The following is a 24,729-nucleotide window of genomic DNA, read 5'->3' on the forward strand; positions in this document are numbered from 1 at the left end:
AATGGAAACTGAAAAAAAGAAAAAAAACAAAATTGTACCCATAATTATTGGGGTACTAGTTGTAATAGGCGTTGTATTTGGTTTAATGCAATGGAGCTACTATAGCAAACACGTTGACACAGATGACGCCCAGATAGACGGAGACATTAGTCCGGTGGTTGCTCGGGTAGGCGGTTATGTAAAGGATATTAATTTTGAAGAAAACACGCATGTAAATAATGGTGACACACTTGTAAAATTAGACGATCAAGATTTTAAAATTAAATTAGAGCAAGCACAGGCCGGGCAAAGCGGCGCAAATGCTGGCGTTGGGGTAACACAGGCTCAAATTTCTGCAACTGCGGCCAATACTGCAACAGCAAGGGCAAACGTAGATGCCGCAAAGGTTAAATTAAATTTGGCCGAAAAAGATTTTGAGCGTTATGCAAATCTGATAAAACAAGGAGCCATTACCAAACAGGCTTTTGATCAGGCAGAGGCCACAAAAGAAGCGGCAGAAGCGACTTACCGAGGCGCCAAAGACCAATATAATGCTGCGGTAAAGCAAGTTGGTGCAACTAGGTCTCAATTAGCGGTAAGCAATAATACCATTAGCCTTCGCCAAAGCGATATAGATTTTGCAAAACTGCAATTGTCTTATACCAATATAGTTGCACCGGTATCTGGCCTTGTTTCTAAAAAGAACATTCAAAAAGGACAACTGGTGCAGGCTGGCCAACCGCTTTTTTCTATTGTTATAGATAGCAGCCTATACGTTACCGCCAATTTTAAAGAAACGCAACTAGAAGATATTAAACCTGGTTTAAAAGTAGAGGTAACAGTAGATGCTTTTCCCGATGAAAAAATAGAAGGAGAAGTATTAAATTTTGCACCAATTACTGGCGCAAAAGGTTCGTTGTTGCCGCCAGATAATGCAACTGGTAACTACGTTAAGGTGGTGCAACGCGTTCCAGTTAAAATTAAAATTCATCCATCAAAAGAACTGTTGGCCAGATTACGCCCCGGAATGAGCGTGCAAGCCTCGGTAATTAAACAAAAATAACATGCCCGAAGTAGGTTTTAGAAAGTGGATTATTACCATTACGGTAATTGTAGCTTCTTTGTTGGAGCTTATAGATACCACGATAGTAAACGTTGCGCTTCCAGATATTCAAGGTAATCTGGGTGCAACTTTAGAAGATGTTGCTTGGCTTACCACAGGTTATGCGGTGGCCAACGTTATTATTCTACCGATGTCTGGATGGCTTGGTAGCCAATTTGGGCGGAAGAATTATTTTATCACCTCCATCATCATATTTACATTAGCATCTTTCCTTTGCGGAAATGCCACCGGTTTAGATGAGTTAATTCTTTTTAGAATCTTGCAAGGCTTTGCTGGCGGTGGCTTATTATCTACTGCGCAAGCCATTTTATTAGAGACTTGGCCTCGCGAAGACGTAGGTATTGCAACCGCGTTGTTTGGTCTTGGTGCTGTTGTTGGGCCAACCGTTGGGCCAACCATTGGCGGCTATATATTAGACATTAGTTCTTGGCCCTGGATATTTTACGTAAACATCCCGGTAGGAATTTTAGCGGCTTATTTAAGTTATACCTACATTAAAGCTACACCTAAAGACGGGAAAGGAAAGCCAATAGATTGGTGGGGGATTGCTCTTTTGGCGATATTTGTGGGAAGTTTACAAACGTTGCTAGAAAAGGGCGAGAGCGAAGATTGGTTTTCTACACCGTATATTGTAGTGCTAGCCGTACTTGCTGTTTTTGGCTTCTTACTTTTTGTATGGCGAGAAATGAGCACCGACCATCCGGTTGTAAACTTTAAAATATTAAGGCATAGAAGTTTCTCCATTGGGATGATGACCTCCTTCTTGTTAGGGTTCGGCCTGTATGGATCCGTCTTTATATTTCCTATATTTTGCCAATCATTGCTTGGTTTTACACCATTGCAAACAGGAAAGATATTTTTGCCCGGAGGTATTGTTACCATTTTGTGTATGCCATTTATAGGTATCATGCTTAAAAAAGGAATACCAGCACAAATTATGTCGAGTGTGGGACTGCTAATCTTTTTTGTTTTCTGTTGGATGCTTAGCAATTCTACACTTTCTTCTGGAACAGGCGACTTTTTCTGGCCTTTAATTATTAGAGGAGCAGGCTTGGCGTTACTGTTTGTGCCCTTAACAACGTTGGCAGTGCAAGATCTAAAAGGCCCAGAGATTGGCCAAGGCACAGGACTAAACAATATGGGGAGGCAATTGGGTGGTGCTTTTGGCATCGCAGCGCTAACAACCCTTATTCACGTTAGAGAAGGCCACCACAGGAGCCATTTGTTAAGCAATATTAGCGAATATAACCCTGCCTTTACAGAGCGTTTTAACGGCATGGTAAGTGGCTTCATGGCCAAAGGACAAAGCATGTTCGATGCAAAAATTATGGCATATAGAGCAATAGATGGTATAGTAACCAAACAATCTATGTTGTTAACTTTTACTGATGCTTATTGGGTAGCGGGTCTAGTTATGCTTTTTGCAATTCCATTGGTGCTTTTCCAAAAGTTTCAGAAAGACATGCCCATTGCCACTGACGCTCATTAAATGCGATTTTTTTAATTCTAAAAGGTAAAATAGGCACAAAAATAAAACAGCCGATCTAAATTAAAAGATCGGCTGTTTTTAACCCAAAAAATTAACAATCATCGCAACGCCCTTAAACATTGCAAAAGTTCTTAAACGGGTACCCAACACCCAAATAAGATTCTAAAATTAAATTATTTTCTACAAAAATCCAAATCGTTAGCCCGTAAATTTTATTTAGTTGAGCATTTTTTGTAGTATTACGTCTCAATTATGATTTTACAAGCTATGCCGAAACTCCGATTGACTACCCACCGCGAATTTATATTCAACAATGAGGTAGTTTCTAAATTCGAACTTTACAACAGTCTTTTTCTAACATTGCCATTTTACAAAGTAAAGGCCACCGGTACGTTGTTGCCCCTTTTCTTTAAAAGCTGTGAGGAAGGAGTGGCCAATGGCCAAAAACCTGCACAGATTATTGAGGAGTTTTTCTCGAAGTTTACAAGCTATTCGGATCAGAAAGACATTATAGATCTATTGTTTAGATTTATCCAATACATAGAGCGTCAAGTTGTGCTTTTTGATGCAGTAGAAGACGCTTCTTTCGCTAAATTAAATACTGCCGAAGAACAAAACACTTTGGCCTTTATATTGAACAAGAACGCCGACAACAAACCCATGTTGAGCAAAATAGAAAAGGTGGTAGATGACCTTTCTCTTAGGCTGGTGTTAACTGCTCACCCTACACAATTCTACCCCGGCAGCGTGCTTGCAATCATTACAGATTTAACCGCCGCCATAAAGTCAAACGACTTAACTACCATGAACTTGCTATTGCAACAGCTTGGCAAGACACCATTTTTCAATAAAAAATCACCAACGCCTGTAGATGAGGCCTTAAATTTAGCATGGTTTTTAGAAAACACCTTCTATTTTGCTGCAGCAAACATTCAAGAGGGAATAGACCAAAATTTAGACGAGTATGGATTAGAGACAAATAAAATTTTGCAATTAGGCTTTTGGCCAGGCGGCGATAGAGATGGAAACCCTAACATTCATGTAGAGACTACGCTAGAAGTTTCTAAAATGTTAAGGCAGATTTTATTTAGATGCTATTACAGGGATTTTAGAAATTTAAGAAAAAGAGTGACCTTTAGGGGGGTTGAAGAAAATATTGCCTATTTACAGGAGGTGCTTTACAAAAATGCATTTGATGAAACCGGTGAGCTTTCAGATATTTCTGATGAGCTTAGAACCCACCTCAACTCGATTAAGAATACGGTACTGGAAGAGCATGACGGATTGTTTGTAGATTTGGTAAACGATTTGATAAGAAAGGTAGACTTGTACGGCTGTTATTTTGCGTCATTAGATATTAGACAAGATAGCCGAGTGCTTAGAAAAGTACATCAATATTGTAGAGCGAACAAACCGATTTCATCGCTTTATCCCGAAGATTATGATTCTTTATCTGAAGTCGAAAAACTAGCCCACATTTCGTTTAAAGAAGCGAGTGTTGTTTATGCAACAGGAGCAGACGCTTTAACGCTAGACACCATAAATGTTATTAAGGAAATTAAAGGCATACAGCAACGCAACGGCGAAAATGCCTGCCACCGATTTATTATAAGCAACTGCCAACAAGCAAGCGATATTTTACAATTGATTGAGCTCTTTTTATGGAATGGATGGGCAACAGATGAGTTAACTATAGATTTTGTGCCACTTTTCGAAACAGTAAATGATTTAAAAGAGGCAGCTGGTATTATGGATACCCTGTATAAAAACCCGTTTTACAAAAAGCATTTAGCGTCTCGCGGCAACAAGCAAGATATTATGTTGGGCTACTCAGACAGCACCAAAGATGGGGGCTATTTAATGGCAAACTGGTCGATCTTTAATGGCAAAACCTCTTTAACAGCAATTTCTGCAAAGCACAACATCAAGCTTGCATTTTTTGATGGTCGTGGTGGCCCACCTGCCCGTGGAGGAGGCAAAACCCATCGGTTCTATGCATCTATGGGAAAAGAAATTGCAAATAACAACATGCAGTTAACAGTACAAGGCCAAACCATTAGTTCTCAGTATGGTTCCGTAGAAAGTGCAGAATTTAACATAGAGCAATTAATTAACGCCGGCATTACCTCAGGATTAAAAGAAAAACATAATGTTTTATTAGATCCAGAGAATAAAATGCTGTTGGATGAAATGGCCGAAATAAGTTATAAGGCTTTTGTAGATTTGCGCGAACATCCTTTATTTGTAAAATACCTAGATCAACTATCGCCACTAAAATTGTTATCGCAGGCAAACATTAGCAGTCGCCCGGTAAAGCGAAATGGTGGTGGCGAAATGAAACTAGAAGATCTGCGTGCTATAAGCTTTGTAACGGCTTGGAGTATGTTAAAACAGAATGTACCTGGTTTTTATGGAATGGGCACAGCCTTGCAAAGTCAAGAAAAGGCAGGCAATTGGGACAAAGTTGTTAAAGTTTATCAAACGTCAGAATACCTCAAAACTATTGTAGATAATTGTATGATGAGCATGAGCAAATCTGATTTTACCATTACTGCCCACTTGGCAAGCGATAAGGTATTTGGTGTGTTTTGGACACAGCTCCACAATGAATTTGAACTGACCAAAGCGATGCTTTTAAAGCTGTCTGGACAAGCCACTCTAATGGCAAATTATCCCTTAGATAAAAAATCTATTGCTACCCGCGAAAGAATTATTCTTCCGCTTGTGTTGATCCAACACTTTGCTTTAGAAAAATTATTACAGGCAGAGCAAGACACTGATGATAGGGTCGCGCTAGAAAAGCTTGCCGTAAGAACTGTTTTCGGTATTGTAAACGCTGGCAGAAATTTGGCTTAAAAAGTTTTTTCAAGCTAAATAATATATGCTTTGGGTTGAAATTTCAAACAGTATAAAAAAATCCCTCGCAAAATATTGCGAGGGATTTTTAATAAATTGGAATAGATTTTATCGATCAATCGAACCCATTACCCGTTTCCCAAAGGCATTTAATGCGTCTTTTTCTTCTGCACCCTCTTTAATCATTTGGTGTACCTCTAAAGCGCCGCAAATGTTGGTAATCAGCTCACCCACAACGTCAACTTCAGTTTCGTTTACGCCTCTAAATTCACAAAAAGATTCTAACACTTCTAAAGTCGATGCCAAGTTTTCGGGCGAGTTGTTTTGAAAAAGCTGCTTTATTACTGGTATCTTCATTATTTTATTTTATTAAAAAGCTCAATTAAACCTTCTTGCTTATTCGTTTGCACCTGATCTACCAAACTTCCCCCTTCAAAAGCGGCAAATGTTGGTAAATTATCCACATTGGCAAACTTGCGCGAATTTGGAAGCTTCTCTGCGTCTATAATTAAAAAAGCTACGTCTTCATTCTCCGCGGCCAATTTTTTAAACTTCGGCTTCATGATCCGGCAATTGCCACACCAAGAGGCAGCATACTGCACCATAACCTTATCGTTATCGGTTAAATATTGCTGTAAATTATCTTCAGTTAATTCCAAAAACATAATGTTCTGTTTATTAATTAGCGCTAAAATATTCTGCAACGCCTGTTCTATTTGCATTCATTGCTTGTTTTCCTTCTTCCCAATTTGCAGGGCAAACTTCGCCATGCTTTTGCACGTGTGTATATGCATCTATTAAACGTAAATATTCTTTCACGTTTCTGCCAAGCGGCATATCGTTTATACTTTCGTGGAAAACTTTACCTGTTTCGTCTATTAAATAAGTAGCTCTAAAAGTTACGTTAGAACCTGTATAGGTTTCATTTCCTTCTTCATCGTATTCCACATCTTGCTCTACAATATCTAACAAGTTAGCCAATTGTCTGTGTGTATCGGCCAATATTGGGTAAGTTACACCTTCTATACCACCGTTGTCTTTTGGGGTGTTCAACCAAGCAAAATGTACTTCGTTGGTATCGCAAGAGGCGCCAATAATTAGCGTATTTCTATCTTCAAACTCGCCGATAGCCGCTTGGAAAGCGTGTAATTCTGTTGGGCAAACGAAAGTGAAATCTTTCGGATACCAGAACAAAAGCACTTTTTTATTTTTGCCAACCGCTTCTTCTAAAACATTTATTTTTAAATCGTCTCCCATTTCAGTCATTGCATCTATACTAACGCTTGGGAATTTTTTTCCTACTATTGCCATAATTCTTAAATTTTGCACAAAGATACGGCAAAGAGAGCCGCCAGTCAATCAAATTAAAGTAAATAGCCATCATTAATAAAGATACGGCCATAGATAAAAACTATAATGGCCGAGATTATTATAGACACAATCTTTTGGACATTTGAAAACCAATGGAGCTACATTTTCGCTTAAACCTTTTTATCTTAACCTTAATAGTTAATGCTTAAACCATTATAGCCGCCTTTTTTGCGCTGCTCTAGTCCCCTTTATGGATTTAGGGGTTAATACTTATCTTTGGGGCTATCTATTTCTATGGCAAGAATAATGGCATTCGATTATGGAACAAAGCGCATAGGCCTAGCCGTGACCGATCCCTTGCAAATTATAGCCACAGGGCTAGCCACCCTGCACCCAAAAGATGCCATAGCTTTTGTAAAAAAATATATCGAAACTGAGCAGGTTGAGGCCTTTGTAATTGGCGACCCAAGGCAAATGGACGGCAGCGATTCGAATTCTAAGCAACACGCCAAAGGATTTGCAACTTTGTTGAAAAAAAACTTTCCTACCATTCCACACCATTGGGTAGACGAACGTTTTACATCAAAAATGGCACAACAAAGCATTATGCAGAGTGGCTTAAAAAAAATGGATAGACAAAACAAGGAACGCGTAGACACCATTGCGGCAACTATTATTTTGCAATATTTTATGGAGCAGAGGCGTTAGGAAAAGTGTAGAAGGTGGAAGGCACAAGTTGCCAACCTTACCGTCAAGGCACAGCTATTCTGACTTTTCGGGAAAGCAATCTAATAAATTGAGAAATCTTTCCACTAAATGTAATTTACGTAAAGTATTTAAAAGCATAAAATTGATGGAAAAAAACATAGAAATAATTAATCCGGCGCTTCAAGAGTTGATAGACAATTATTGCGAGCCAGAGCAAGAATTGCTACAACGTATAGATAGAGAAACAAACTTAAAAGTACTGATGCCACGCATGCTTTCGGGCCATTATCAGGGCAGAGTGTTAAGCATGCTTAGCAAAATGCTTGCGCCAAAACGGATTTTAGAAATTGGCACTTTTACTGGCTATGCAACACTTTGCCTCGCAGAAGGTCTTTCCACTGACGGCATAATTTACACTTTGGATGTAAATGTAGAGCTAGAAGACATGGTCCGCAAGAACTTTGCAGATTCTAACTTTGAAAAACAAATAGCATATATTCTTGGAGACGCAACCGAGTCATTAAAAAAAATCGATGAGACTTTCGACCTCGTTTTTATAGATGCGGATAAAAAGAACAACGGCAACTATTTCGACATGATTTTTGACCGCGTTCGAACCGGTGGAATCATCATTGTAGACAATGTGCTTTGGAGTGGCAAGGTGTTGCTAGAAAATCCGGATAAAGACACCAAAAACATAAATGCATTTAACGAAAAGATAAAGAACGACGACCGAGTTGAGCAACTCATTTTGCCAGTTAGAGATGGCCTATTTGTGATTAGGAAAAAATAACATCACGTGAGGAAAAAATAAAAGGATGAAGAAAAAAAACTGTTTGATGTTGTTCGTCTCCGCAATCTGCCTTTTTATAGGTCTGTTGAGCGCAACCAAAGCAAAAGCAACAGCTACCGAAGAGTACATTGCCGCCCATTTAGATTGCGCACAAAACTTAATGCGCACTTACAAAGTTCCGGCAAGTTTGATCTTGGCCGTTGCAATTCACGAATCGGCTTCGGGAAATAGTAAAATTGCCCGGTATCTAAACAATCATTTCGGGGTAAAAGGCCCAAACAGCAATACCGAAATACGATCAGCTTACAGAGACTACGATTCTCCTGATGAATCTTACCAAGGTTTTATAGATTTTTTAGAGGATAAATCTTCTTTTAAGTCTTTATTTGATACCTGCGATCAATACAATTATCGCGCTTGGGCACGCGGCATCCAACGGGGAGGTTATGCACACAGTAGAACTTGGTCAAGCCAAGTAATTGCCATCATTCAAAAATATCAGCTCTATCAATATGATGAACGGCCAGAAGATTACATAGAACCAACTTATCATGCAAGGCCCTCTAAAATGCGTAAAAAACACCGCATTTACGTTGTAAAACGAGGTGACAATCTGAATAGCATCGCCGATAAAAAAGGCACAACGGTTAAAACGCTGATGAAAAAGAATGGGTTAAAGAATTCGTTGTTACAACCAGGGAAAAGATTGAGGTATTAACACTCTATCCACAAGTGTTTAAAAACAAAGAGAAAAAGACACTCAACACACTGTACAAAGTTCGGTGAACCAAAAATTAAATGTTCATTAGCGTTTTTTATGGAAGAAAAACCAAGATACATATAGCTCAACTTTTGCTTTACAAATTATATGGGTCAAAAACCTTCAATCCATCAATATTCTTAAAGTCGGAAGTGTTGCGAGAGATTAGAGCCAAGTCATAGACAAGAGCCGTAGCAGCTATGATAGCATCGCCAAGAGCAATCTTTTTGGTTTGTCTTATCACAATTGTCTTCTCAATTACCGCTTCGCTTATGGGCAATATGCTTGCTATTTCCATAAAACCATATAACGGCTGCAATTGTTCTTTGGTTGCATTTACCCAGCCTAGCAATTCAATTTTGGTAACCGCAGAAACGTTTAAATCTACTGAAAAGAGTAGTGCTTTAGCATTTTCTGTCAGTTTGTTTCCAAAATTATCGATAATGACGTTGGTGTCTATTAAATACCTCTGTTCCATTCACCACGGGCTTGTTCTGCATGTAATTTTAATGACTTATAATCGTGCTCTGAAAGAACACCAGTAAAACTAGCTAAAGTTTTTTTAGGCTTTATTTTCTCTTCCTGGAGCTCGTCTTTTGCATAGAGAAGCACCTCTATTTCCCTGCCTATATAATTGGTGGGTATCGCCACACACAGGTTATTGCTTTGCGGAGTTACGATTGTCTTTATCATGTTTTAATTTGACTACTGGCGTTGGCCGGTTATGTTTTATGATGTTCATTCCGTTTAGGCGCCTTGCTAATTTATTTTTTACTCTTTGCATAAAACTTTATCGTTAAACACAAGTTCCTTAGGCTAGCCGCCAATTGGTAATTGAAAACATAAAGATAACAAAAACGCACTAAATAAATAGAATGCTTATTGGAATCTATTTGGTCATTAACGAAAAAATTGCTGTAGAAATCCGACTTCCAACTCCACCAAAAATCCTCACGTTAACGCGCTATCCACAAGTGTTTAAAAAACCGATTCATATTAGCGCGAAAAGAATCTAAATTTGGCAGATTATGCTAAAAATTCCTTCGTTAAACATACAAATGAAACTAATAATCTATGTATTAGGCTGTTGTATGTTCTTTTTTGCTTCTTGCGGTTCGAGAAAATACACCAAAAACAATAGGCAGATAGAGAAAAACGCCAATAAGGCAAGCAACAACAGTTATCAAAGTTATACCACGCTTAGTTATATAGATCAATTTAAGGGAGTTGCCATAGAAGAAATGAACACTTCTGGAATTCCCGCGAGCATTACCTTGGCACAGGGCATATTAGAATCGGGCAGTGGAAACAGCGACTTGGCGAAGTATGCGAACAATCACTTTGGGATAAAATGTACCTCAGACTGGCGCGGAAAAAGTTACTATCGAGATGATGACCAGAAAAACGACTGTTTCAGGGTGTACAAAGATGCGCGCGAATCGTTTAGAGACCATTCTGAGTTTCTAAAGCGCAAACGTTATAGTTTTCTTTTTCAGTTGGATAAAAATGATTACCGCAGCTGGGCACGGGGATTAAAAACTGCCGGTTATGCTACAAATCCAAAATATCCAGATATGCTTATCAATGTGATTGATAAATATCAACTTTTTCAATACGACCAACCAGAAACCGAAACGCAAAAACTGGTGAGAGAGGACAAGGTGTTTACAGAGATCAACGCAAACATTCCACAAGAAAAAAAGAAATTTGCCCCGGTAGAAAACCCTCCGCATAGCACAGGAACTATTAGCAGCGATGGCACCTATACCATTGTTAAAGGCGACACGCTCTACAATATCTCAAAGAGATTTAACCTTTCTGTAGATGAGCTGAAAAGTTTAAACAGCATGAACGACAATGTAATTAAATTAGGCCAAGTAATTAAGGTTAAATAATGTTAAGGCATATACCGCCAATTTTGTTATGCGTAACTTTGATGTTGGATGAAACTTTTTTTATGCATTGTTTTCTTTTCTAAAGTAGCTGTGGTTTGCTTGGCGCAAGAAAAGCCGTTGCAAGGTCTTGTTATAGATAAAGATACCAAGCAGCGCCTTGCCAAAGTGTACATTTACAATATGCGCTCTGGCGATGGCCTGTACAATAACACAAAAGGCGAATTTAATACTTATGCAAAACCAGGCGACACCTTGGTTGCTGCTTTGAGCGGATACGGCGTAGATACCATTGTGTACAGAGGGCAAGCTGCTGCATACTTCCAATTAAAATCGTTCGGAATTAGATTAAAAGACGTACAGATACAACAGAAAAAGTTAACGCCACAACAAAAATACGAGGAGACCTTAAAAGACAATCGCTATGCCATTTTAAGGGGAAGTAGTAAAGACATTTTAACCATAGGCGATCAAGGCGCGGGCTTGGGAATAGATGCCATTTACAATTTGCTAAGTAGGCAAGGAAAAAATGCGCGCTATTTACAAAAAGTGTTAGAAAAAGATTATAGAGAACAGGTGATTGACTACCGGTTTTCGCCGGTTTTGGTAACCCAAGTGCTTGGCATAAAGGGTGCTGAACGCGATGATTTTATGTTACAATATAGGCCAACCTATCAGTTTGTGTTAGATGCGAACGATTATGCTTTTAATTTATTCATCAAAAATGCCTACAAAAGTTACCGCATAAACCCAAGCGTACTTCGGCTGCCCGATCTACCAGCTTTAATTCATAAAGCCCCATGAAAGCGCCAGTATTAGTGGTAAAGAAACTGCCCGCTTTTGGTATGGCGTTGTTTCCCTTTATTTTGTTAAAGTCTGCAGATTATAAAAAGGACACCATTCTTTTAAACCATGAAAAAATCCATCTGCGGCAGCAATTAGAACTGCTGGTTCTTCCTTTTTATGTGTGCTATTTGGCCAATTATCTTATCAACCGACTAAAGTATAAAAACCATTACGAAGCTTATCGAAACATTATTTTCGAGAAAGAGGCTTTTGACAATGAGCGTAATCTAGGTTATTTGAAGAAAAGGAGTTGGTTTAGTTGGGCGCATCACAAGTGACGCCATTTGTAACAAGGTACTTTTAAAACTCCTCGTATCACTTTATTGTCTTAAATCAAGTCTACCAATGTTCCTAAAAGTAAGGCGGAAAGCATAAACGATAGCATGCCCAATACATAAGAAGCAAATGCTTTAACATAACTTGACTTTCTCTCCCCGTCAAAAAATTGCCCAAGGGCCCAAGTGCAGTATGCTATTCCTACAACACCTGCTATTGGCATTAAATTAACATGAGTAAACTCTGTGACGATTGCAAAAACAGAAAAAAACAGCATAAGCATCCCCATTACAAAACAAAGAAGAATTAAAATTTCATAGAAATTGTAGGCATATTTTTTAAAGAACAGTTTTGCCCAAAATGTTATAAATATGCCCATAATGATGTTAGAATATCCATAATGGTTTTTAACCCACTTAAAAATAAGACCTGTTGTAGATTTTTTCGTTTCCTCAAATTTAACGTAACCGTCTTCGATGTGAAAAAGGTGGCTTATAACTGTATAAATTAAAGAACTTACCACAATAAATATAATCGGTTTTACAAGCCTGCTTCTATTCTTCGATATAAAGTGTCTAACATTTTCTCCGGGGCGAAGCAACAATTCTTTAACAGTATACAAAATGCCCCGCTCAAAATGTAAAACGTGTTCAATTTCGTGAACAATGTAATGCCCGTTTATTCTTTTAAGTTTTGCTGGTTGCCCGCAATTGGGACAGTAATTTTCACTTATTAGGCTGTTGCAGTTTCCGCAATTGGTCATTTTTTAGGCGCTAATTGTTTTTTAGTTTGCTTTATAATAGCAATTAATGTTTTGGAATTGGCGAAGGCTGTTACTTTTTGAACGTCTGCCCAATAATCGACCGAAGATAAGTAGAATTTCAACAGTCCAAAATTTATTTGTTAGCCCTAATTTTTCGACCCTGTATTCGGCGTTCGTTCTATTGAATTGATAAATATTCAATTATGGTTTTTATACTTGGTTCTCGAAATCGTTAAGAAAAAAATATCTTTTGACCTTTGGGCGCTGCGAAACCATGGCGTACTGTTGACAAGCTCTTAACTAAGAACCTCCAGGTTTAGGAAGTGTTTCAGACACGTTGGCAGGGCACTTTATTATTTACCAAACAGCAATTATATTGTTAACTAGTTTAGAAACATATTCCGAATCGCTATTAACAAATCGTTGAAAATTATTCTTTTGCATTTGGACCTTTTAATTTAGATAAGGTAAGTAAATATGCTTGGCAATTAGTGTCGCTTCCCTTTCTTTCTTTTTCACTTAGCTCTATAATGCGGTCGATTGAACTCTTATCATTAAGGTTAGGCAACCCAAATTGATGCATTTCTGTTCAAAGAAAAGTTAGAATCGTTTTGATAGAGAATATTTTTAAAAATGATTTTATTTTCCGCTAATGTAAAACTAGATAAATATTCTATCGCGCTACCTTTCCATTCTAAGTTTTGATAAGTATTATAGATCTCTGCGTAAATAAGTTGAAGAATATCTATTTTATTATCAATAAGTATTTTTGCAATTGGCGAAACTCGTTTTGCCGGATTTTTTAACGCCTCAGAAAGCGCCCAAATTATCCTTATGAAAAGTTTAATCCCTCAAAAATGGCAAAACACATCCTCTATTTTCTTCGAGCTTCGAGAGAAAAGACAGCTTAGACTTTTCCTTATTGCGCCTTAAATTTATTTTTCACGCAGAAAGACAAAAACCTAATTTGCGCTCACATCTTTTTTTCTACCGTTTTTTTGTTTTTCTTTGTAACCAATGAAGAATCTTTTAGCCGTTTCTATTGTTTTACTAAGTCTCTGCTGTAAGCCGCTATTTGCTCAAGAGATAGATACTATTCCCATTAAAACCGATAATTTAAACTTAAAGCTTAAGCGAAACCCTTTGCCTAGCAGGCAGTGGCCGTTAAATTTTGAGACGGTAACCATAAAACCGATCATTGTAAATGCTAAAGTTAATTATTGGAAAACAATTACCTCCATAGCCCTAAACGTAAACCAGGCACAATTTAGTGATAACTGGAAAGGGGGCGGCGTTAACTCTATTGCCGTTGGCGGACAATTAAATTATAAGGCAGAGTATAATAAGAGCGATTATAGTTTTGTTACCGAAACAAATTTGCAGTACGGAAAGGTTAAAAATAAAGGGCAGTTACAAAAGAAAACCAATGACAGAATTTTCTTTGACAATAAAGCAGCCTTAAAAATCTCTAAAAACTGGTCGTTTTTTGGGTCTTTAACCTTCGAATCTCAGTTTGATGATGGGTTTAGTTATAAGAATCAAGATGATAATGAGGTAGCAACCTTAATTTCGCGATTTATGTCGCCGGGATATTTAACAGAATCAATAGGCTTTGAGTATAAGCCTGTAAATTATTTTTCGGCCCGTATTGGTACCGGAACCGCAAGGCAAACCTTTGTACTAGATACTACACTGTACAAAACCAATCCTAAAAATTACGGGGTAGATGTTGGTAAGAAAGTGCGCAACGACTTGGCTTTTCAGGTAGTAGCTAATTTTGAAAAAGAGATTTTTAAAAATACTGTCTTAAAATCTAGGTATGTGATGTTTATTCCCTACAAGGATCTAACATTAGCAAACATAGACCATCGCCTTGATGTAACACTAACCGCCAAAGTTAACAGGTTTATGAACACCAGCATAACTGGCGCGGTGCTATACGATAAAGATAACGACGCAAAGGTTCAAGCAAGCCAAGCGCTATCGCTGGGCTTCGCATTTGTGTTTCCCAGATAGGTAAAATTCAAAATCTTCTCTAAAAAGAACTTACGCGCAAAATTAATATCTTTGCGTTTAGATAAACCGATGGCCATATACCGAATATATGGTTCTTAGCATAAAATAAGATGTTTGATAATTTACAGGATAAGTTAGATAGAGCTTTTAAGGTACTTAAGGGGCAAGGAAGCATTACCGAAATTAACGTGGCGGAGACCATGAAAGAAATTCGGAAAGCAATGCTTGATGCCGATGTGAACTATAAAACTGCTAAAATCTTTACAGATGATGTACGGCAAAAGGCTTTAGGGCAAAATGTACTTTCGGCGGTGTCTCCTGGGCAGTTGCTAACCAAAATAATGAGTGATGAGCTCGCTGCTTTAATGGGTGGCGAAGTGGCGGAACTTGATACCAAGGCGAACCCAACAGTAATTTTAATTGCCGGATTAAATGGTGCGGGTAAAACTACTTTTGCGGGCAAGTTGGCTTTATATTTAAAAAACAAAGGTAAAAAACCATTACTTGTTGCTGGCGATATGTACCGCCCCGCTGCAGTAGACCAATTAGAGGTGCTTGGAACTTCGGTTGGCGTATCGGTATTTGCCAATCGAGCATCTGCAGATCCTGTTGGCATAGCCCAAGAAGGAATTGCCTATGGCAAGCAAAACGGTTTTAACGTGATTATTATCGATACAGCCGGTCGTTTGGCCGTCGATGAATCGCTGATGAACGAAATCTCTGAGGTTAAGGCCAAAACCAATCCACAAGAAGTACTTTTTGTGGTAGACTCTATGACTGGGCAAGATGCGGTAAATACAGCCAAAATCTTTAACGACCGTTTAGATTTTACCGGAGTTGTACTTACCAAATTAGATGGCGATACCCGCGGTGGTGCAGCGCTCTCTGTCAAATCAGTGGTTAATAAGCCAATTAAATTTATTGGTACTGGCGAGAAAATGGAAGCTTTGGATGTTTTCTATCCAGATAGAATGGCTTCTCGTATTTTGGGTATGGGCGATGTGGTTTCCTTGGTAGAACGTGCCCAAATGCAGTTCGACGAGAAGGAAGCCGCTGTGCTGCAGAAGAAAATTCGTAAAAATAAATTCGACTTTAACGATTTCTACAATCAGATCCAACAGATCAAAAAAATGGGTAACATGAAGGACCTAATGGGCATGATACCCGGTGTTGGAAAAATGATGAAGAATGTGGATATTGAAGATGATGCCTTTAAATCTATCGAGGTAATTATCCAGTCGATGACGCCATTTGAAAAAGAAAATCCAGACAGCATACAACAAAGTAGAAGAGTGCGCATAGCAAAAGGATCGGGCACAAAATTGGAAGAAGTAAACAAACTGATTAAGCAATTTGAAGACATGCGGAAAATGATGAAGCAGTTTTCTAATCCTGCCGCAGCCAAGGCAATGATGCAAGGAATGCCAAAAATGCCGTTTGGGAAGTAGGATTGAAGGAGAAGGCTTGACCAAAGCCGAAAGACCAAAGCGAAGGTTTCCCTTGACCGTAAGTGGTAATTGCCAAGAAGCATTTTACAGAAACTTTAAAGCAAGAAGGTTGAATGCTGAAAGTTCGAAGGTTTAAGGCTCAAATACGAGCGCTTGGAAAGCTACTTTCTTTGCAGATGCGTAGCTTCGGCCGAAATCGTAGCGGTGGATTTTAATCCACTGCACCTTTGAGGGTTTCTAAAAACCTATCCCATCTTAAATACCAACAACTTGCCGTTGGCATTTCTAAAAATTAGAAAAAATTACTGGAGAATAATAGCAATAAAGGTGTTGGCTTTAGTTTAGCAATAGCACGATATTTTAACAGCGACGCTCTTCTAGTCTTTTATCCCTCTCCTTTCTAAAGTTTTAACGCATCGGCAAGCAAAAATTTGTTAACTTAGCAATAGCCTAACCAAAACCAAATTTTAATGCTCGTAAAAACCTACGGAAGTGCCGTTTATGGCGTAGATGCGTTAACCATAACCATAGAAGTTAACATTAGTGCGGGCAACAAATATTTTATGGTTGGCCTGCCCGATAACGCGGTTAAAGAAAGTTTACAAAGGGTGGCTAGCGCGATAAATGTTTCTGGCTTACGCATGCCTAGGCAAAAAATTGTGGTCAACCTTGCTCCTGCCGATATAAAAAAAGAAGGTTCTGCTTATGATCTACCGATCGCCGTCGGAATTTTAGCTGCATCGGGTCAAATACCCAGCGATAAACTGAACGAGTTCTTCATTATGGGCGAACTATCTTTAGACGGCAGCATCCAACCCATACGCGGCGCATTGCCCATTGCAATACAAGCGCGAAAGGAAGGCTTTAAGGGCTTTATTCTCCCAAAGCAAAATGTTAGGGAGGCAGCCATTGTTGATGGCCTCTTGGCTTATGGAGTAGAGAGTTTAACAGAAGTGATTGGCTTCTTTAATGGTACTACTGTCTTAGAAGCCGTTTCTGTAAACACCAAAGAGGAATTCTTAAAGAATATAGGAAATTACGAACACGATTTTGCCGATGTTAAAGGACAGGAAAACATAAAGCGTGCGCTAGAAATTGCAGCCGCCGGCGGACATAATGTTATTCTAATCGGCCCGCCCGGTGCCGGAAAAACCATGTTAGCCAAAAGATTACCAACCATTTTGCCGCCATTAAACCTGCATGAAGCTTTAGAAACTACCAAAATCCATTCTGTGGCGGGAAAACTTTCGGCCACGGATGCACTGATGACGGTTAGGCCGTATCGAAGTCCGCACCATACCATTAGCGATGTAGCTTTGGTAGGCGGTGGCATAAACCCACAACCTGGCGAAATTTCTCTTGCGCATAATGGCGTATTGTTTTTAGATGAACTGCCAGAGTTTAAAAGAACTGTGTTAGAAGTGATGCGGCAACCGCTCGAAGACCGAAAAGTGGCCATTGCAAGGGCAAGATTTTCTGTAGAATACCCAGCCAGTTTCATGCTCGTTGCCTCTATGAACCCATGCCCTTGTGGATTTTACAATCATCCAGAAAAAGAATGTGTTTGCGCGCCAGGTGTGGTGCAAAAATATTTAAGCAAAATCTCTGGCCCTTTATTAGATCGGATAGATTTACATGTAGAGGTTACGCCGGTGAACTTCTCTGAGCTTGCCTCGACCAGAGACGCAGAAAAAAGCAACGAAATTAGGCAGCGCGTAATTAAAGCGAGAGAAATCCAAGACAAGCGCTTTGCCGATGACGAAAATTTACATTGCAACGCCCAAATGAGTCCAAAAATGGTACGAAAGGTATGCCAAATTAGCGATGCTGGAATTGCACTATTAAAAACAGCCATGGAAAGACTTGGCTTAAGCGCCAGGGCATACGATCGCATTTTAAAAGTAGCGCGTACCATTGCAGATCTTGCCGACAGCGAAACCGTAGAAATTGAACATTTGGCAGAATCCATCAACTACCGCAGCTTAGATAGACAAGGCTGGGCGGGATAAAGTAGATTAAGGCTAAGGCCGAGGTTAAGGTTGAGACTGAGACTGAGATTTAGGCTGAGAGTAAGGTTAAGGCATTAACCGATAGCGTGAGTTTTCTGCGCCAGTTATTAAATTTCTGCCAACGTGGTTATGCCTCCTTTAACCACTTCGTTTAAGGATACGTTAACTTTAGTTCCGATTGGAAGAAAAACATCTACCCGAGAGCCAAATTTTATAAAGCCGAATTGCTCTGCCTGCATCACATCGTCGCCTTCTTTTACATAACATACAATTCGCCTCGCCAACGCACCCGCTATTTGCCTAAACAACACTTGCACTCCACTTTGGTGTTCTACTACAACAGTGGTACGCTCGTTCTCTGTAGAGGATTTTGGATTCCAAGCGGCTAAATATTTCCCCGGATGGTATTTAAAGAACTTAACCACGCCAGAAATTGGATTTCTATTGATATGAACATTAACGGGCGACATAAAGATAGACACCTGCAAACGTTTATCTTTAAAATATTCAGACTCCTCGGTCTCTTCTATTACCACAACTTTACCATCTGCCGGGCAAATTACCAAGGTATCTCCGCCAGAAAAACTACGCCTAGGGCTTCTGAAGAATTGCAGCACAATCAGCAACATTACGAACGAAAGCACGTAAATCAACCATCTTAGCCAGCCAATATCGTAGTAACGATAGTCTACAAACGCATTTATTACTAAAATAAAAAGAATGGTAAGGGCAATGGTTGTATAACCCTCTTTGTGTATCGTCATTTGTAGGCAATTAAATTACAAAGGTGCGAAAAAAATCTAATGTGCGGTTTAGAAATGTTTAGATACTAAGCCAAGGGCAAAGCGCGTGTTCACGTTCCTGCTAACATCACACGGCATTCGTCTAAACCGCTTTATAAATATCGTTAGAATTACGGCCTAAGCCATCGTAATCTAAGCCGTATCCAACCACAAAATCATCTGGTATCTCAAAGCCTACATACCCTAGCTCTGGCACTTCGTGTTTTAACGCCATTGGCTTTAACAACAACGAACAGACAGTTACCGAGCTTGGTTGCTGTTCTCTTATCGTTTTTAAAATATGGCTAATGGTTAATCCAGTATCAACAATGTCCTCCACAATAATAATGTCTCTTCCCTTTATATTTTCGGGCAAGCCAATCAATTCCTTAATTTTACCAGTGGTTTTAGTTCCCTCGTAAGATTGTAAACGCATAAAAGCTATTTCGCAGTTGATATTAAGTTCTTTCACCAAATCTGCCATAAATAAAAAACTACCGTTTAACACGCCGACTATCAAGGGGCGTTTACCTTCGTAATCTACATTTAGCTGCACGCCAAGAAGTCTTATTCTTTTCTGGATCATATCTTTATCCAAAAAAATCTCGAATTGTTTATTGGCAATTGTAATTCTATTCATCAAATACACAGTTGGAATTAAAGTTTACAAATCTAAATAAGCAGATCAAATCGCCATTTTATTGTAGGCTCAGGACTTTCTATTTTGCTAATTGTTCTCCCGTTCCCTCCGTCGCTCTTCCCTTTTCTCTTGTCTAAGTTCTTTTTTAGTTTTCGCTGTATCTATCGGCAAGATTACGGTTCTGTGCGACGTATCTCTTTTTTCCTTTTTCTCGTCGCCAAAAAGCCTATCGAAAATGCTTTTATTTTTATCCTGCATAATTACAGGCGCCCCATCTTCATCATCAAAAGCAGCAGAATCTACAGCCAAAGAATCTGGCGCAATGTACTGGCGCAAACCCTCTCGCAAGCGCACATTATAAAAGCCATAAGCCGTGGTATCTCCTGGGGTTAATCCCCGTCTAGCCATTATATTGCCCATAAAGCTAAAGTATTTGCGCATATAGGGTTTCAAAGAACCGTCGGGCTCAAATTTATACATGGCCGCTTTTGGTTTGGGTACAATACTCGCAAAAAACAAGCCCTCACCTATACTTATTCCTGAGGGTTGCTTCCCGAAATAATACCTAGATGCTTCCCCTATGCCATAAATATTTTTTCCAAATTCTATAATGTTAAAATACACTTCTAACATACGCTGCTTGCTAATGAGGTGTTCATTCTCGATCAGCCAAACAATTAAAATTTCTTCTGCTTTACGGGCTAATGTTTTTTTCCTACTTAAATACACGTTTTTTACCAATTGCATACTAATGGTGCTTCCGCCTCTGGCAAATTTTTTCTCTTTGTAATTCGTAGCGATAGATTTACGGATAGATTCTTCTACAAAGCCATGGTGGGTAAAGAAAGACGGGTCTTCGGCTGTAAGTATTGCATTTTTTAAGTTGGGCGAAATGTTGTTTAATGTGGTAAAATTTGGGTTGGCAGGGCCGATGACGATGTCTCTCATTGGTTTGCCGTACTCATAAGGCGTATATACAAACGGCTTATTAATTTTTTGCAGATCTGTTTTGCCCCATTTTAAAATTTTAAAGTTCGAAGGAGTAAGCGTAGAATTAAATTTTACGCTATCTGGAATTTTGGTATCCAGATAAAAATTTAAGCTGTATTTCAACTTTCCCCTAACTTTCAATCCGTCTAAAGATTCGAACAGCCCCTGCGGAAATGCATCAAACAGATCCTGGGCGTTCTGCTCATCGGCAGTTAACTTAAGCTCATAAATTTTATGCGGCTTTAGCGTATATTTTATAAAGGGATGCAGCGTGGCATTTTTCAAATAAGCGGTAGAACTGCTGTCTAGCGAAAGAAAGTTTGGGCCAACCAATACATCTGCGTCTAGCTTCGCGCTAGGCACTACAATATCGTTAGCAGCAATTCTACTTTGGTTTAACAACATGTTTTTTACCGACCACGACCCAGAAATTCTAAAATTGTCGCCATCATAGTCGGCGTTCTTTAGTTCAGTTTGAAGTGTATCAAAATTAAGCTTTGCGTGCAGTTTATCATTTAAGTAAGGAAGCTCTAATTTTTTACCTTCTGCATAAGCCTTAAAACTAAGTCGCCTTTTGCCTGGCCTAACTTTGCCGTCTACATGCCAAACTGCGTAACCGTTATTTACTTTAATCGTCGATTTTAAATCTCCACCATCTATAGTTGCAAAAGTTTGAAAGTTTAATTTCGAGGTATCGTGATCATTAAGCTTAAACACCATGTTAACAACATCCATGTTGTCTGGTATCTTATACAGCACTTCGTTTAAAAGGTTGCTTGCTATATCTGCAAGGTTAACTTTGCCTTTGTTGTCTGTGCTATCGGTTTTTTTGCGCTTTAAAATAAAATCTATGTTGGTGGTAGAGTCTTTTAGCACGATGCTCATCATTCCGTCATTTAGCTTTACCTCAGATAACTTTACATTGCCAAACAACAGCGGAAACAATTTTACGCCCACCCGCAGCTTACTTATGTTGGCCAAGGTATCTCTATCTTTTGGCACAACAGTTATTTTTTGAAGCTCCACTGTGCTTAGGCCGCTAAAGCCTGCTTCGCCAATGCTTATTTTCAAGCCGTAATCTTTGTCGGCCTTATTTATGGCCTTTGCCATTATTTTTTTAAGTAAAGCTTCTCTTTTGCTGTAGGCAACAGCTCCCACTATGCCAACAATGATGATGAAAACGCCCAAAACCCACGCAGAAATTTTTAAATATTTCTTGTTGATGTTAATTTTTGGTAATTGCATAAAAGGAATTAAAAGATATTAGTGCCTAAACGTAGCATTTAAATGTTTATTTCGTGTTAAAATTACGGTTAAAAAGGCTAAGTTGAAGCATTTGTAAGTAGGTTTTGCTAATTTTGAAATTAAACATAAACCATGCAGATAAGCGAACAAGATATTTTAAACGCTTTAAAGAATGTTGAGGATCCAGATTTGAAGAAGGATTTGGTAACTCTAAACATGATTAAGGATGTGGCTATTGATGGGACAAAGATAAGCTTTACGCTAGAATTGACCACTCCTGCCTGTCCATTAAAAGAAATGCTCAAAAGCGCTTGCACCAACGCCATTAAAGAATTTGTTTCTGCAGATGCAGAAGTTTCTATACAGGTTACCTCTAGGGTTACACAACCGGTAAACTCCTCATCGCTAAACGAAATAAAAAATATCATTTTAATTTCTTCTGGCAAAGGTGGCGTAGGGAAATCTACCGTAGCAAGTAATTTAGCGGTAGTTTTAGCTAAAGATGGTGCAAAGGTTGGCTTAATCGATGCAGATATTTACGGCCCCTCAATTCCTACGCTTTTTGATCTGGTTGATGCAAAACCGGGTGCGGAGGAAACTGCAGATGGTAAAACCAAAATTTTGCCCATAGAAAAGCACGGCATAAAGTTATTGTCTCTAGGTTTTTTTGCAGATCCTGGCCAACCAGTTCCTTGGCGTGGACCAATGGCATCTAACGCAGTTAAGCAACTTTTTAACGATACCAACTGGGGCGCATTAGACTATTTGGTGGTAGATTTGCCTCCTGGAACCGGAGACATTCATATAACCATTACCCAAAGTTTCCCTATTGCAGGAGCCGTGGTGGTAACAACGCCGCAACAGGTTGCCTTGGCAGACACGCACAAAGGATTGGCCATGTTTAATATGCCAAGCATAAACATTCCGGTGTTGGGTGTGATAGAAAACATGTCTTACTTTACCCCAGCAGAACTGCCAGACAACAAATATTATATTTTCGGTAAGGGTGGTGGCAGAAAGCTAGCAGACCGTTTTAGCGTCCCTTTTCTAGGCGAAATACCAATTATACAAAGTATTGGGGATGCAGGAGATGCAGGAAAACCGGCAGCCTTGAACAACGACGCTTTTTTAGACACTATTTTCGGAGATATTGCAAGCAAAATTGCCCAGCAAATATCAATTAACAATGCACAGACAGCTGTTTGATAAAAATTTGCTAATTTTAAACTTTAAAGGTTAAAAAAATGAATTTAACAGAACGAGTAGAAGAGGCACTAGAAACCATAAGGCCGTACCTCATTACAGATGGCGGCAACGTTTCTGTTGAAGAAATTACTGCAGATTATGTAGTTAAATTAAAGCTTCTCGGAAACTGCGGCACCTGCCCAATGAGTTTTATGACCATGAAATCGGGTATTGAACAGGCCATTATGAGGGCCGTTCCAGAGATTACCGCCGTAGTTGCAGTTGATTTAGCAGAACAAGAATGACCTTAACATTTTTTAACAGCAGAATAGGCGCTTTAAGATTAGTTTTGCATAGATGAAATACTGCGTTTTCCTAATTTTCTTTGTTTTTTCTCTTTCGGCGTTTGCACAAAACAAACCGATACAGGATAAACTTATCCAATTTTCGGGAATTATTACAGACATCGACAGCGCAAACGTGATCCCTTATGTAACCATTACCAACCTTTCTGCAAAAGATACACGTGTAGCTGCCGATTATAGAGGTTATTTTACATTTATTGTAAATCCTGGAGACACCATTCTTTTTACCGCAATTGGGTATAAAAAGTTTTCTACCATTGTACCGCTAGGCACACCAGACAATAAATATACCATTATGGTAAAGATGACATCCGATGTAATTAACCTGCCAACGGTGCGTGTTTTTCCTTGGGCCACCACAGAAGAGTTTACGCGTGAGTTTCTTACGATGAAAATAGCCGATGACGACCTCGCCATTGCCAAAAAAAACCTTTCTAAATCATCTATCAATGGGCTAATCTTAACCCTGCCTAGAGATGGCGGAGAAATTAGCAGTCAAAATTATAGGTATAATTTCGATAGGCTGATCAATAAAAATATGGTTCAAACCAACCCACTGCTTAATCCTTTTGCTTGGTCCAAATTGATGCAGCAAATTTTTGAGGGCGATAAAAGTAGGAAGGAAAACTAAACTTTACCTCGCCTTTCTCTTACTCTTTTTCGGAAAGCGCATCTTGTAATCAATATCTACAATACCTTTAGAGATGTTGTCTAGTTTGCCTTTTAACATTGCTTTGCGCAGCACACTTACCCTATCTGTAAAAAGCTTGCCTTCTATATGATCATATTCGTGTTGCACTACCCTGGCCGGCATGCCTTCCAATTCTTCGGTATGTTCTACAAAATCCTCATCAAAATAATTTATTTGGACCTTTGGCTTCCGCATAATGTTTTCTCGAATATCGGGTATGCTCAAGCAACCTTCGTTAAACATCCATTCTTCTCCAGTCTCCTCTAATATTCTTGCATTGATAAATACCTGTTTATAGCCCTCAGTTGCTTCATCGTCTTTAAAATCTACAATAAACAACCGTATTGGCAAACCAATTTGAGGCGCCGCCAACCCCACACCATTTGCATGGTACATGGTCTCAAACATATCGGCAATTAACTTTTGCAAATCTGGGTATTCTTTATCTACTTCTTCGCCATGCTTTTTTAAAACTGGGTCTCCATAAGCAACAATAGGTAATTTCATATCAATTCTTTTTTCGGGCTTTTCGCCAAGCCCATTTATTTAACCTGTTTAATAG

25 protein-coding genes are annotated in these 24,729 nt (G+C 39.0%); 15 read left to right on the top strand and 10 right to left on the bottom strand.

Annotation, left to right across the window (positions count from 1 at the left end; all coding sequences use genetic code 11):
* Nucleotide 1: 1 nt before the first annotated feature.
* The 3 genes from ABIB40_RS04890 to ABIB40_RS04900 all read left to right on the top strand — a co-directional run bounded on the left by ABIB40_RS04890 (nt 2) and on the right by ABIB40_RS04900 (nt 5,447).
* Nucleotides 2-1,042 carry an HlyD family secretion protein gene (locus tag ABIB40_RS04890; protein WP_354356573.1) on the top strand — a complete coding sequence of 347 codons (1,041 nt, stop codon included), beginning with the start codon at nt 2-4 and terminating at the stop codon, nt 1,040-1,042.
* A 1-nt stretch (nt 1,043) separates the two neighbouring features.
* Nucleotides 1,044-2,591, top strand: coding sequence for a DHA2 family efflux MFS transporter permease subunit (locus ABIB40_RS04895; RefSeq protein WP_354356575.1), 1,548 nt, complete (start codon nt 1,044-1,046; stop codon nt 2,589-2,591).
* Between the two features lie 267 nt (nt 2,592-2,858).
* Nucleotides 2,859-5,447 carry a phosphoenolpyruvate carboxylase gene (locus tag ABIB40_RS04900; protein WP_354356577.1) on the top strand — a complete coding sequence of 863 codons (2,589 nt, stop codon included), beginning with the start codon at nt 2,859-2,861 and terminating at the stop codon, nt 5,445-5,447.
* Between the two features lie 108 nt (nt 5,448-5,555).
* On the opposite strand, the gene ABIB40_RS04905 is transcribed toward ABIB40_RS04900, so the two are convergent.
* From ABIB40_RS04905 to ABIB40_RS04915, 3 genes are read right to left on the bottom strand one after another with little or no spacing between them, the layout of a single operon-like run.
* Nucleotides 5,556-5,804 carry a DUF6952 family protein gene (locus ABIB40_RS04905; protein WP_354356579.1) on the bottom strand — a complete coding sequence of 83 codons (249 nt, stop codon included), beginning with the start codon at nt 5,802-5,804 and terminating at the stop codon, nt 5,556-5,558.
* Complete coding sequence (locus ABIB40_RS04910; protein ID WP_354356581.1) at nt 5,804-6,169, bottom strand: thioredoxin family protein; 366 nt, start codon at nt 6,167-6,169, stop codon at nt 5,804-5,806. Before ABIB40_RS04910 ends, ABIB40_RS04905 begins: the two co-directional genes overlap by 1 nt.
* Complete coding sequence (locus tag ABIB40_RS04915) at nt 6,126-6,758, bottom strand: peroxiredoxin (protein ID WP_354356583.1); 633 nt, start codon at nt 6,756-6,758, stop codon at nt 6,126-6,128. The genes ABIB40_RS04910 and ABIB40_RS04915 overlap by 44 nt, the downstream gene beginning before the upstream one ends.
* A gap of 294 nt (nt 6,759-7,052) precedes the next feature.
* Between ABIB40_RS04915 and ruvX the strand changes: the two genes are divergently transcribed.
* The 3 genes from ruvX (at nt 7,053) to ABIB40_RS04930 (ending at nt 8,977) form a co-directional block, all read left to right on the top strand.
* Nucleotides 7,053-7,466 carry a Holliday junction resolvase RuvX gene (ruvX, locus tag ABIB40_RS04920; protein WP_354356585.1) on the top strand — a complete coding sequence of 138 codons (414 nt, stop codon included), beginning with the start codon at nt 7,053-7,055 and terminating at the stop codon, nt 7,464-7,466.
* Nucleotides 7,467-7,611: 145 nt separating this feature from the next.
* Nucleotides 7,612-8,259, top strand: coding sequence for an O-methyltransferase (locus ABIB40_RS04925; RefSeq protein WP_354356587.1), 648 nt, complete (start codon nt 7,612-7,614; stop codon nt 8,257-8,259).
* 25 nt (nt 8,260-8,284) lie between these two features.
* On the top strand, nt 8,285-8,977 hold the full coding sequence (locus tag ABIB40_RS04930) for a glucosaminidase domain-containing protein (protein ID WP_354356589.1): 693 nt from the start codon (nt 8,285-8,287) through the stop codon (nt 8,975-8,977).
* A gap of 139 nt (nt 8,978-9,116) precedes the next feature.
* Here ABIB40_RS04930 and ABIB40_RS04935 read toward each other — a convergent pair whose 3' ends face one another.
* A complete protein-coding gene (locus ABIB40_RS04935; protein WP_354356591.1) occupies nt 9,117-9,497 on the bottom strand; it encodes a type II toxin-antitoxin system VapC family toxin in 381 nt (126 codons plus the stop codon).
* Nucleotides 9,479-9,712 (bottom strand): hypothetical protein, encoded by a 234-nt coding sequence (locus ABIB40_RS04940; protein WP_354356593.1) that lies wholly within the window; start codon nt 9,710-9,712, stop codon nt 9,479-9,481. The genes ABIB40_RS04935 and ABIB40_RS04940 overlap by 19 nt, the downstream gene beginning before the upstream one ends.
* Before the next feature lie 365 nt (nt 9,713-10,077).
* Between ABIB40_RS04940 and ABIB40_RS04945 the strand changes: the two genes are divergently transcribed.
* From ABIB40_RS04945 to ABIB40_RS04955, 3 genes are read left to right on the top strand one after another with little or no spacing between them, the layout of a single operon-like run.
* Entirely contained in the window at nt 10,078-10,914 is an 837-nt protein-coding gene (locus tag ABIB40_RS04945) for a glucosaminidase domain-containing protein (protein ID WP_354356595.1), read from the top strand.
* 48 nt (nt 10,915-10,962) lie between these two features.
* Entirely contained in the window at nt 10,963-11,715 is a 753-nt protein-coding gene (locus tag ABIB40_RS04950; protein WP_354356597.1) for a hypothetical protein, read from the top strand.
* On the top strand, nt 11,712-12,035 hold the full coding sequence (locus ABIB40_RS04955; RefSeq protein WP_354356599.1) for a hypothetical protein: 324 nt from the start codon (nt 11,712-11,714) through the stop codon (nt 12,033-12,035). Before ABIB40_RS04950 ends, ABIB40_RS04955 begins: the two co-directional genes overlap by 4 nt.
* Nucleotides 12,036-12,085: 50 nt before the next feature.
* Here ABIB40_RS04955 and ABIB40_RS04960 read toward each other — a convergent pair whose 3' ends face one another.
* Nucleotides 12,086-12,796 (bottom strand): DUF3667 domain-containing protein, encoded by a 711-nt coding sequence (locus ABIB40_RS04960; protein WP_354356601.1) that lies wholly within the window; start codon nt 12,794-12,796, stop codon nt 12,086-12,088.
* A gap of 1,017 nt (nt 12,797-13,813) precedes the next feature.
* Here ABIB40_RS04960 and ABIB40_RS04965 point away from each other — a divergent pair.
* From ABIB40_RS04965 to ABIB40_RS04975, 3 genes are all read left to right on the top strand, one after another.
* Complete coding sequence (locus tag ABIB40_RS04965; RefSeq protein WP_354356603.1) at nt 13,814-14,812, top strand: DUF3078 domain-containing protein; 999 nt, start codon at nt 13,814-13,816, stop codon at nt 14,810-14,812.
* 110 nt (nt 14,813-14,922) lie between these two features.
* The gene (ffh, locus tag ABIB40_RS04970; RefSeq protein WP_354356605.1) at nt 14,923-16,260 is read left to right on the top strand and encodes a signal recognition particle protein; all 1,338 of its coding nucleotides are present in this window, start codon (nt 14,923-14,925) and stop codon (nt 16,258-16,260) included.
* Between the two features lie 470 nt (nt 16,261-16,730).
* Nucleotides 16,731-18,269, top strand: coding sequence for a YifB family Mg chelatase-like AAA ATPase (locus tag ABIB40_RS04975; RefSeq protein ID WP_354356607.1), 1,539 nt, complete (start codon nt 16,731-16,733; stop codon nt 18,267-18,269).
* 107 nt (nt 18,270-18,376) lie between these two features.
* Here the strand turns inward: ABIB40_RS04975 and ABIB40_RS04980 are convergent, their stop codons facing one another.
* The 3 genes from ABIB40_RS04980 to ABIB40_RS04990 form a co-directional block, all read right to left on the bottom strand.
* A complete protein-coding gene (locus tag ABIB40_RS04980; protein WP_354356609.1) occupies nt 18,377-19,033 on the bottom strand; it encodes a phosphatidylserine decarboxylase family protein in 657 nt (218 codons plus the stop codon).
* Between the two features lie 121 nt (nt 19,034-19,154).
* Nucleotides 19,155-19,691 carry a hypoxanthine phosphoribosyltransferase gene (hpt, locus tag ABIB40_RS04985; protein WP_354356611.1) on the bottom strand — a complete coding sequence of 179 codons (537 nt, stop codon included), beginning with the start codon at nt 19,689-19,691 and terminating at the stop codon, nt 19,155-19,157.
* A gap of 87 nt (nt 19,692-19,778) precedes the next feature.
* Nucleotides 19,779-21,926, bottom strand: a complete 2,148-nt coding sequence (locus ABIB40_RS04990) for a transglycosylase domain-containing protein (protein ID WP_354356613.1) — start codon at nt 21,924-21,926, stop codon at nt 19,779-19,781.
* A gap of 132 nt (nt 21,927-22,058) precedes the next feature.
* On the opposite strand from ABIB40_RS04990, the gene ABIB40_RS04995 reads away from it, so the two are divergent.
* The 3 genes from ABIB40_RS04995 to ABIB40_RS05005 are packed head-to-tail and all read left to right on the top strand — an operon-like array spanning nt 22,059 to nt 24,107.
* Nucleotides 22,059-23,132: an Mrp/NBP35 family ATP-binding protein gene (locus ABIB40_RS04995; protein ID WP_354356615.1), complete on the top strand. Its 1,074-nt coding sequence runs from the start codon at nt 22,059-22,061 to the stop codon at nt 23,130-23,132.
* Between the two features lie 38 nt (nt 23,133-23,170).
* A complete protein-coding gene (locus tag ABIB40_RS05000) occupies nt 23,171-23,416 on the top strand; it encodes a NifU family protein (RefSeq protein WP_354356617.1) in 246 nt (81 codons plus the stop codon).
* Nucleotides 23,417-23,468: 52 nt separating this feature from the next.
* The gene (locus ABIB40_RS05005) at nt 23,469-24,107 is read left to right on the top strand and encodes a peptidase associated/transthyretin-like domain-containing protein (RefSeq protein WP_354356619.1); all 639 of its coding nucleotides are present in this window, start codon (nt 23,469-23,471) and stop codon (nt 24,105-24,107) included.
* A 3-nt stretch (nt 24,108-24,110) separates the two neighbouring features.
* Here ABIB40_RS05005 and def read toward each other — a convergent pair whose 3' ends face one another.
* Complete coding sequence (gene def, locus ABIB40_RS05010) at nt 24,111-24,674, bottom strand: peptide deformylase (protein WP_354356621.1); 564 nt, start codon at nt 24,672-24,674, stop codon at nt 24,111-24,113.
* Between the last annotated feature and the right edge of the window lie 55 nt (nt 24,675-24,729).

It is taken from the genome of Pedobacter sp. UYP30 (genome assembly GCF_040547165.1).
In the GTDB taxonomy this organism is placed as follows: Bacteria; Bacteroidota; Bacteroidia; order Sphingobacteriales; family Sphingobacteriaceae; genus Pedobacter.

Bases quoted from the DNA above. Each gene is read 5' to 3' on its own strand.
- def (WP_354356621.1), bottom strand. From the start codon at position 24,674: ATGAAATTACCTATTGTTGCTTATGGAGACCCAGTTTTAAAAAAGCAT.
- ABIB40_RS04940 (WP_354356593.1), bottom strand. From the start codon at position 9,712: ATGATAAAGACAATCGTAACTCCGCAAAGCAATAACCTGTGTGTGGCG.
- hpt (WP_354356611.1), bottom strand. From the start codon at position 19,691: ATGAATAGAATTACAATTGCCAATAAACAATTCGAGATTTTTTTGGAT.
- ABIB40_RS04955 (WP_354356599.1), top strand. From the start codon at position 11,712: ATGAAAGCGCCAGTATTAGTGGTAAAGAAACTGCCCGCTTTTGGTATG.
- ABIB40_RS04910 (WP_354356581.1), bottom strand. From the start codon at position 6,169: ATGCAAATAGAACAGGCGTTGCAGAATATTTTAGCGCTAATTAATAAA.
- ABIB40_RS04895 (WP_354356575.1), top strand. From the start codon at position 1,044: ATGCCCGAAGTAGGTTTTAGAAAGTGGATTATTACCATTACGGTAATT.
- ABIB40_RS04995 (WP_354356615.1), top strand. From the start codon at position 22,059: ATGCAGATAAGCGAACAAGATATTTTAAACGCTTTAAAGAATGTTGAG.
- ABIB40_RS05005 (WP_354356619.1), top strand. From the start codon at position 23,469: ATGAAATACTGCGTTTTCCTAATTTTCTTTGTTTTTTCTCTTTCGGCG.
- ABIB40_RS04890 (WP_354356573.1), top strand. From the start codon at position 2: ATGGAAACTGAAAAAAAGAAAAAAAACAAAATTGTACCCATAATTATT.
- ABIB40_RS04925 (WP_354356587.1), top strand. From the start codon at position 7,612: ATGGAAAAAAACATAGAAATAATTAATCCGGCGCTTCAAGAGTTGATA.
- ABIB40_RS04950 (WP_354356597.1), top strand. From the start codon at position 10,963: ATGAAACTTTTTTTATGCATTGTTTTCTTTTCTAAAGTAGCTGTGGTT.
- ABIB40_RS05000 (WP_354356617.1), top strand. From the start codon at position 23,171: ATGAATTTAACAGAACGAGTAGAAGAGGCACTAGAAACCATAAGGCCG.
- ABIB40_RS04960 (WP_354356601.1), bottom strand. From the start codon at position 12,796: ATGACCAATTGCGGAAACTGCAACAGCCTAATAAGTGAAAATTACTGT.
- ABIB40_RS04980 (WP_354356609.1), bottom strand. From the start codon at position 19,033: ATGACGATACACAAAGAGGGTTATACAACCATTGCCCTTACCATTCTT.
- ABIB40_RS04930 (WP_354356589.1), top strand. From the start codon at position 8,285: ATGAAGAAAAAAAACTGTTTGATGTTGTTCGTCTCCGCAATCTGCCTT.
- ABIB40_RS04975 (WP_354356607.1), top strand. From the start codon at position 16,731: ATGCTCGTAAAAACCTACGGAAGTGCCGTTTATGGCGTAGATGCGTTA.
- ABIB40_RS04905 (WP_354356579.1), bottom strand. From the start codon at position 5,804: ATGAAGATACCAGTAATAAAGCAGCTTTTTCAAAACAACTCGCCCGAA.
- ABIB40_RS04935 (WP_354356591.1), bottom strand. From the start codon at position 9,497: ATGGAACAGAGGTATTTAATAGACACCAACGTCATTATCGATAATTTT.
- ABIB40_RS04900 (WP_354356577.1), top strand. From the start codon at position 2,859: ATGCCGAAACTCCGATTGACTACCCACCGCGAATTTATATTCAACAAT.
- ABIB40_RS04945 (WP_354356595.1), top strand. From the start codon at position 10,078: ATGAAACTAATAATCTATGTATTAGGCTGTTGTATGTTCTTTTTTGCT.
- ruvX (WP_354356585.1), top strand. From the start codon at position 7,053: ATGGCAAGAATAATGGCATTCGATTATGGAACAAAGCGCATAGGCCTA.
- ABIB40_RS04990 (WP_354356613.1), bottom strand. From the start codon at position 21,926: ATGCAATTACCAAAAATTAACATCAACAAGAAATATTTAAAAATTTCT.
- ABIB40_RS04915 (WP_354356583.1), bottom strand. From the start codon at position 6,758: ATGGCAATAGTAGGAAAAAAATTCCCAAGCGTTAGTATAGATGCAATG.
- ffh (WP_354356605.1), top strand. From the start codon at position 14,923: ATGTTTGATAATTTACAGGATAAGTTAGATAGAGCTTTTAAGGTACTT.
- ABIB40_RS04965 (WP_354356603.1), top strand. From the start codon at position 13,814: ATGAAGAATCTTTTAGCCGTTTCTATTGTTTTACTAAGTCTCTGCTGT.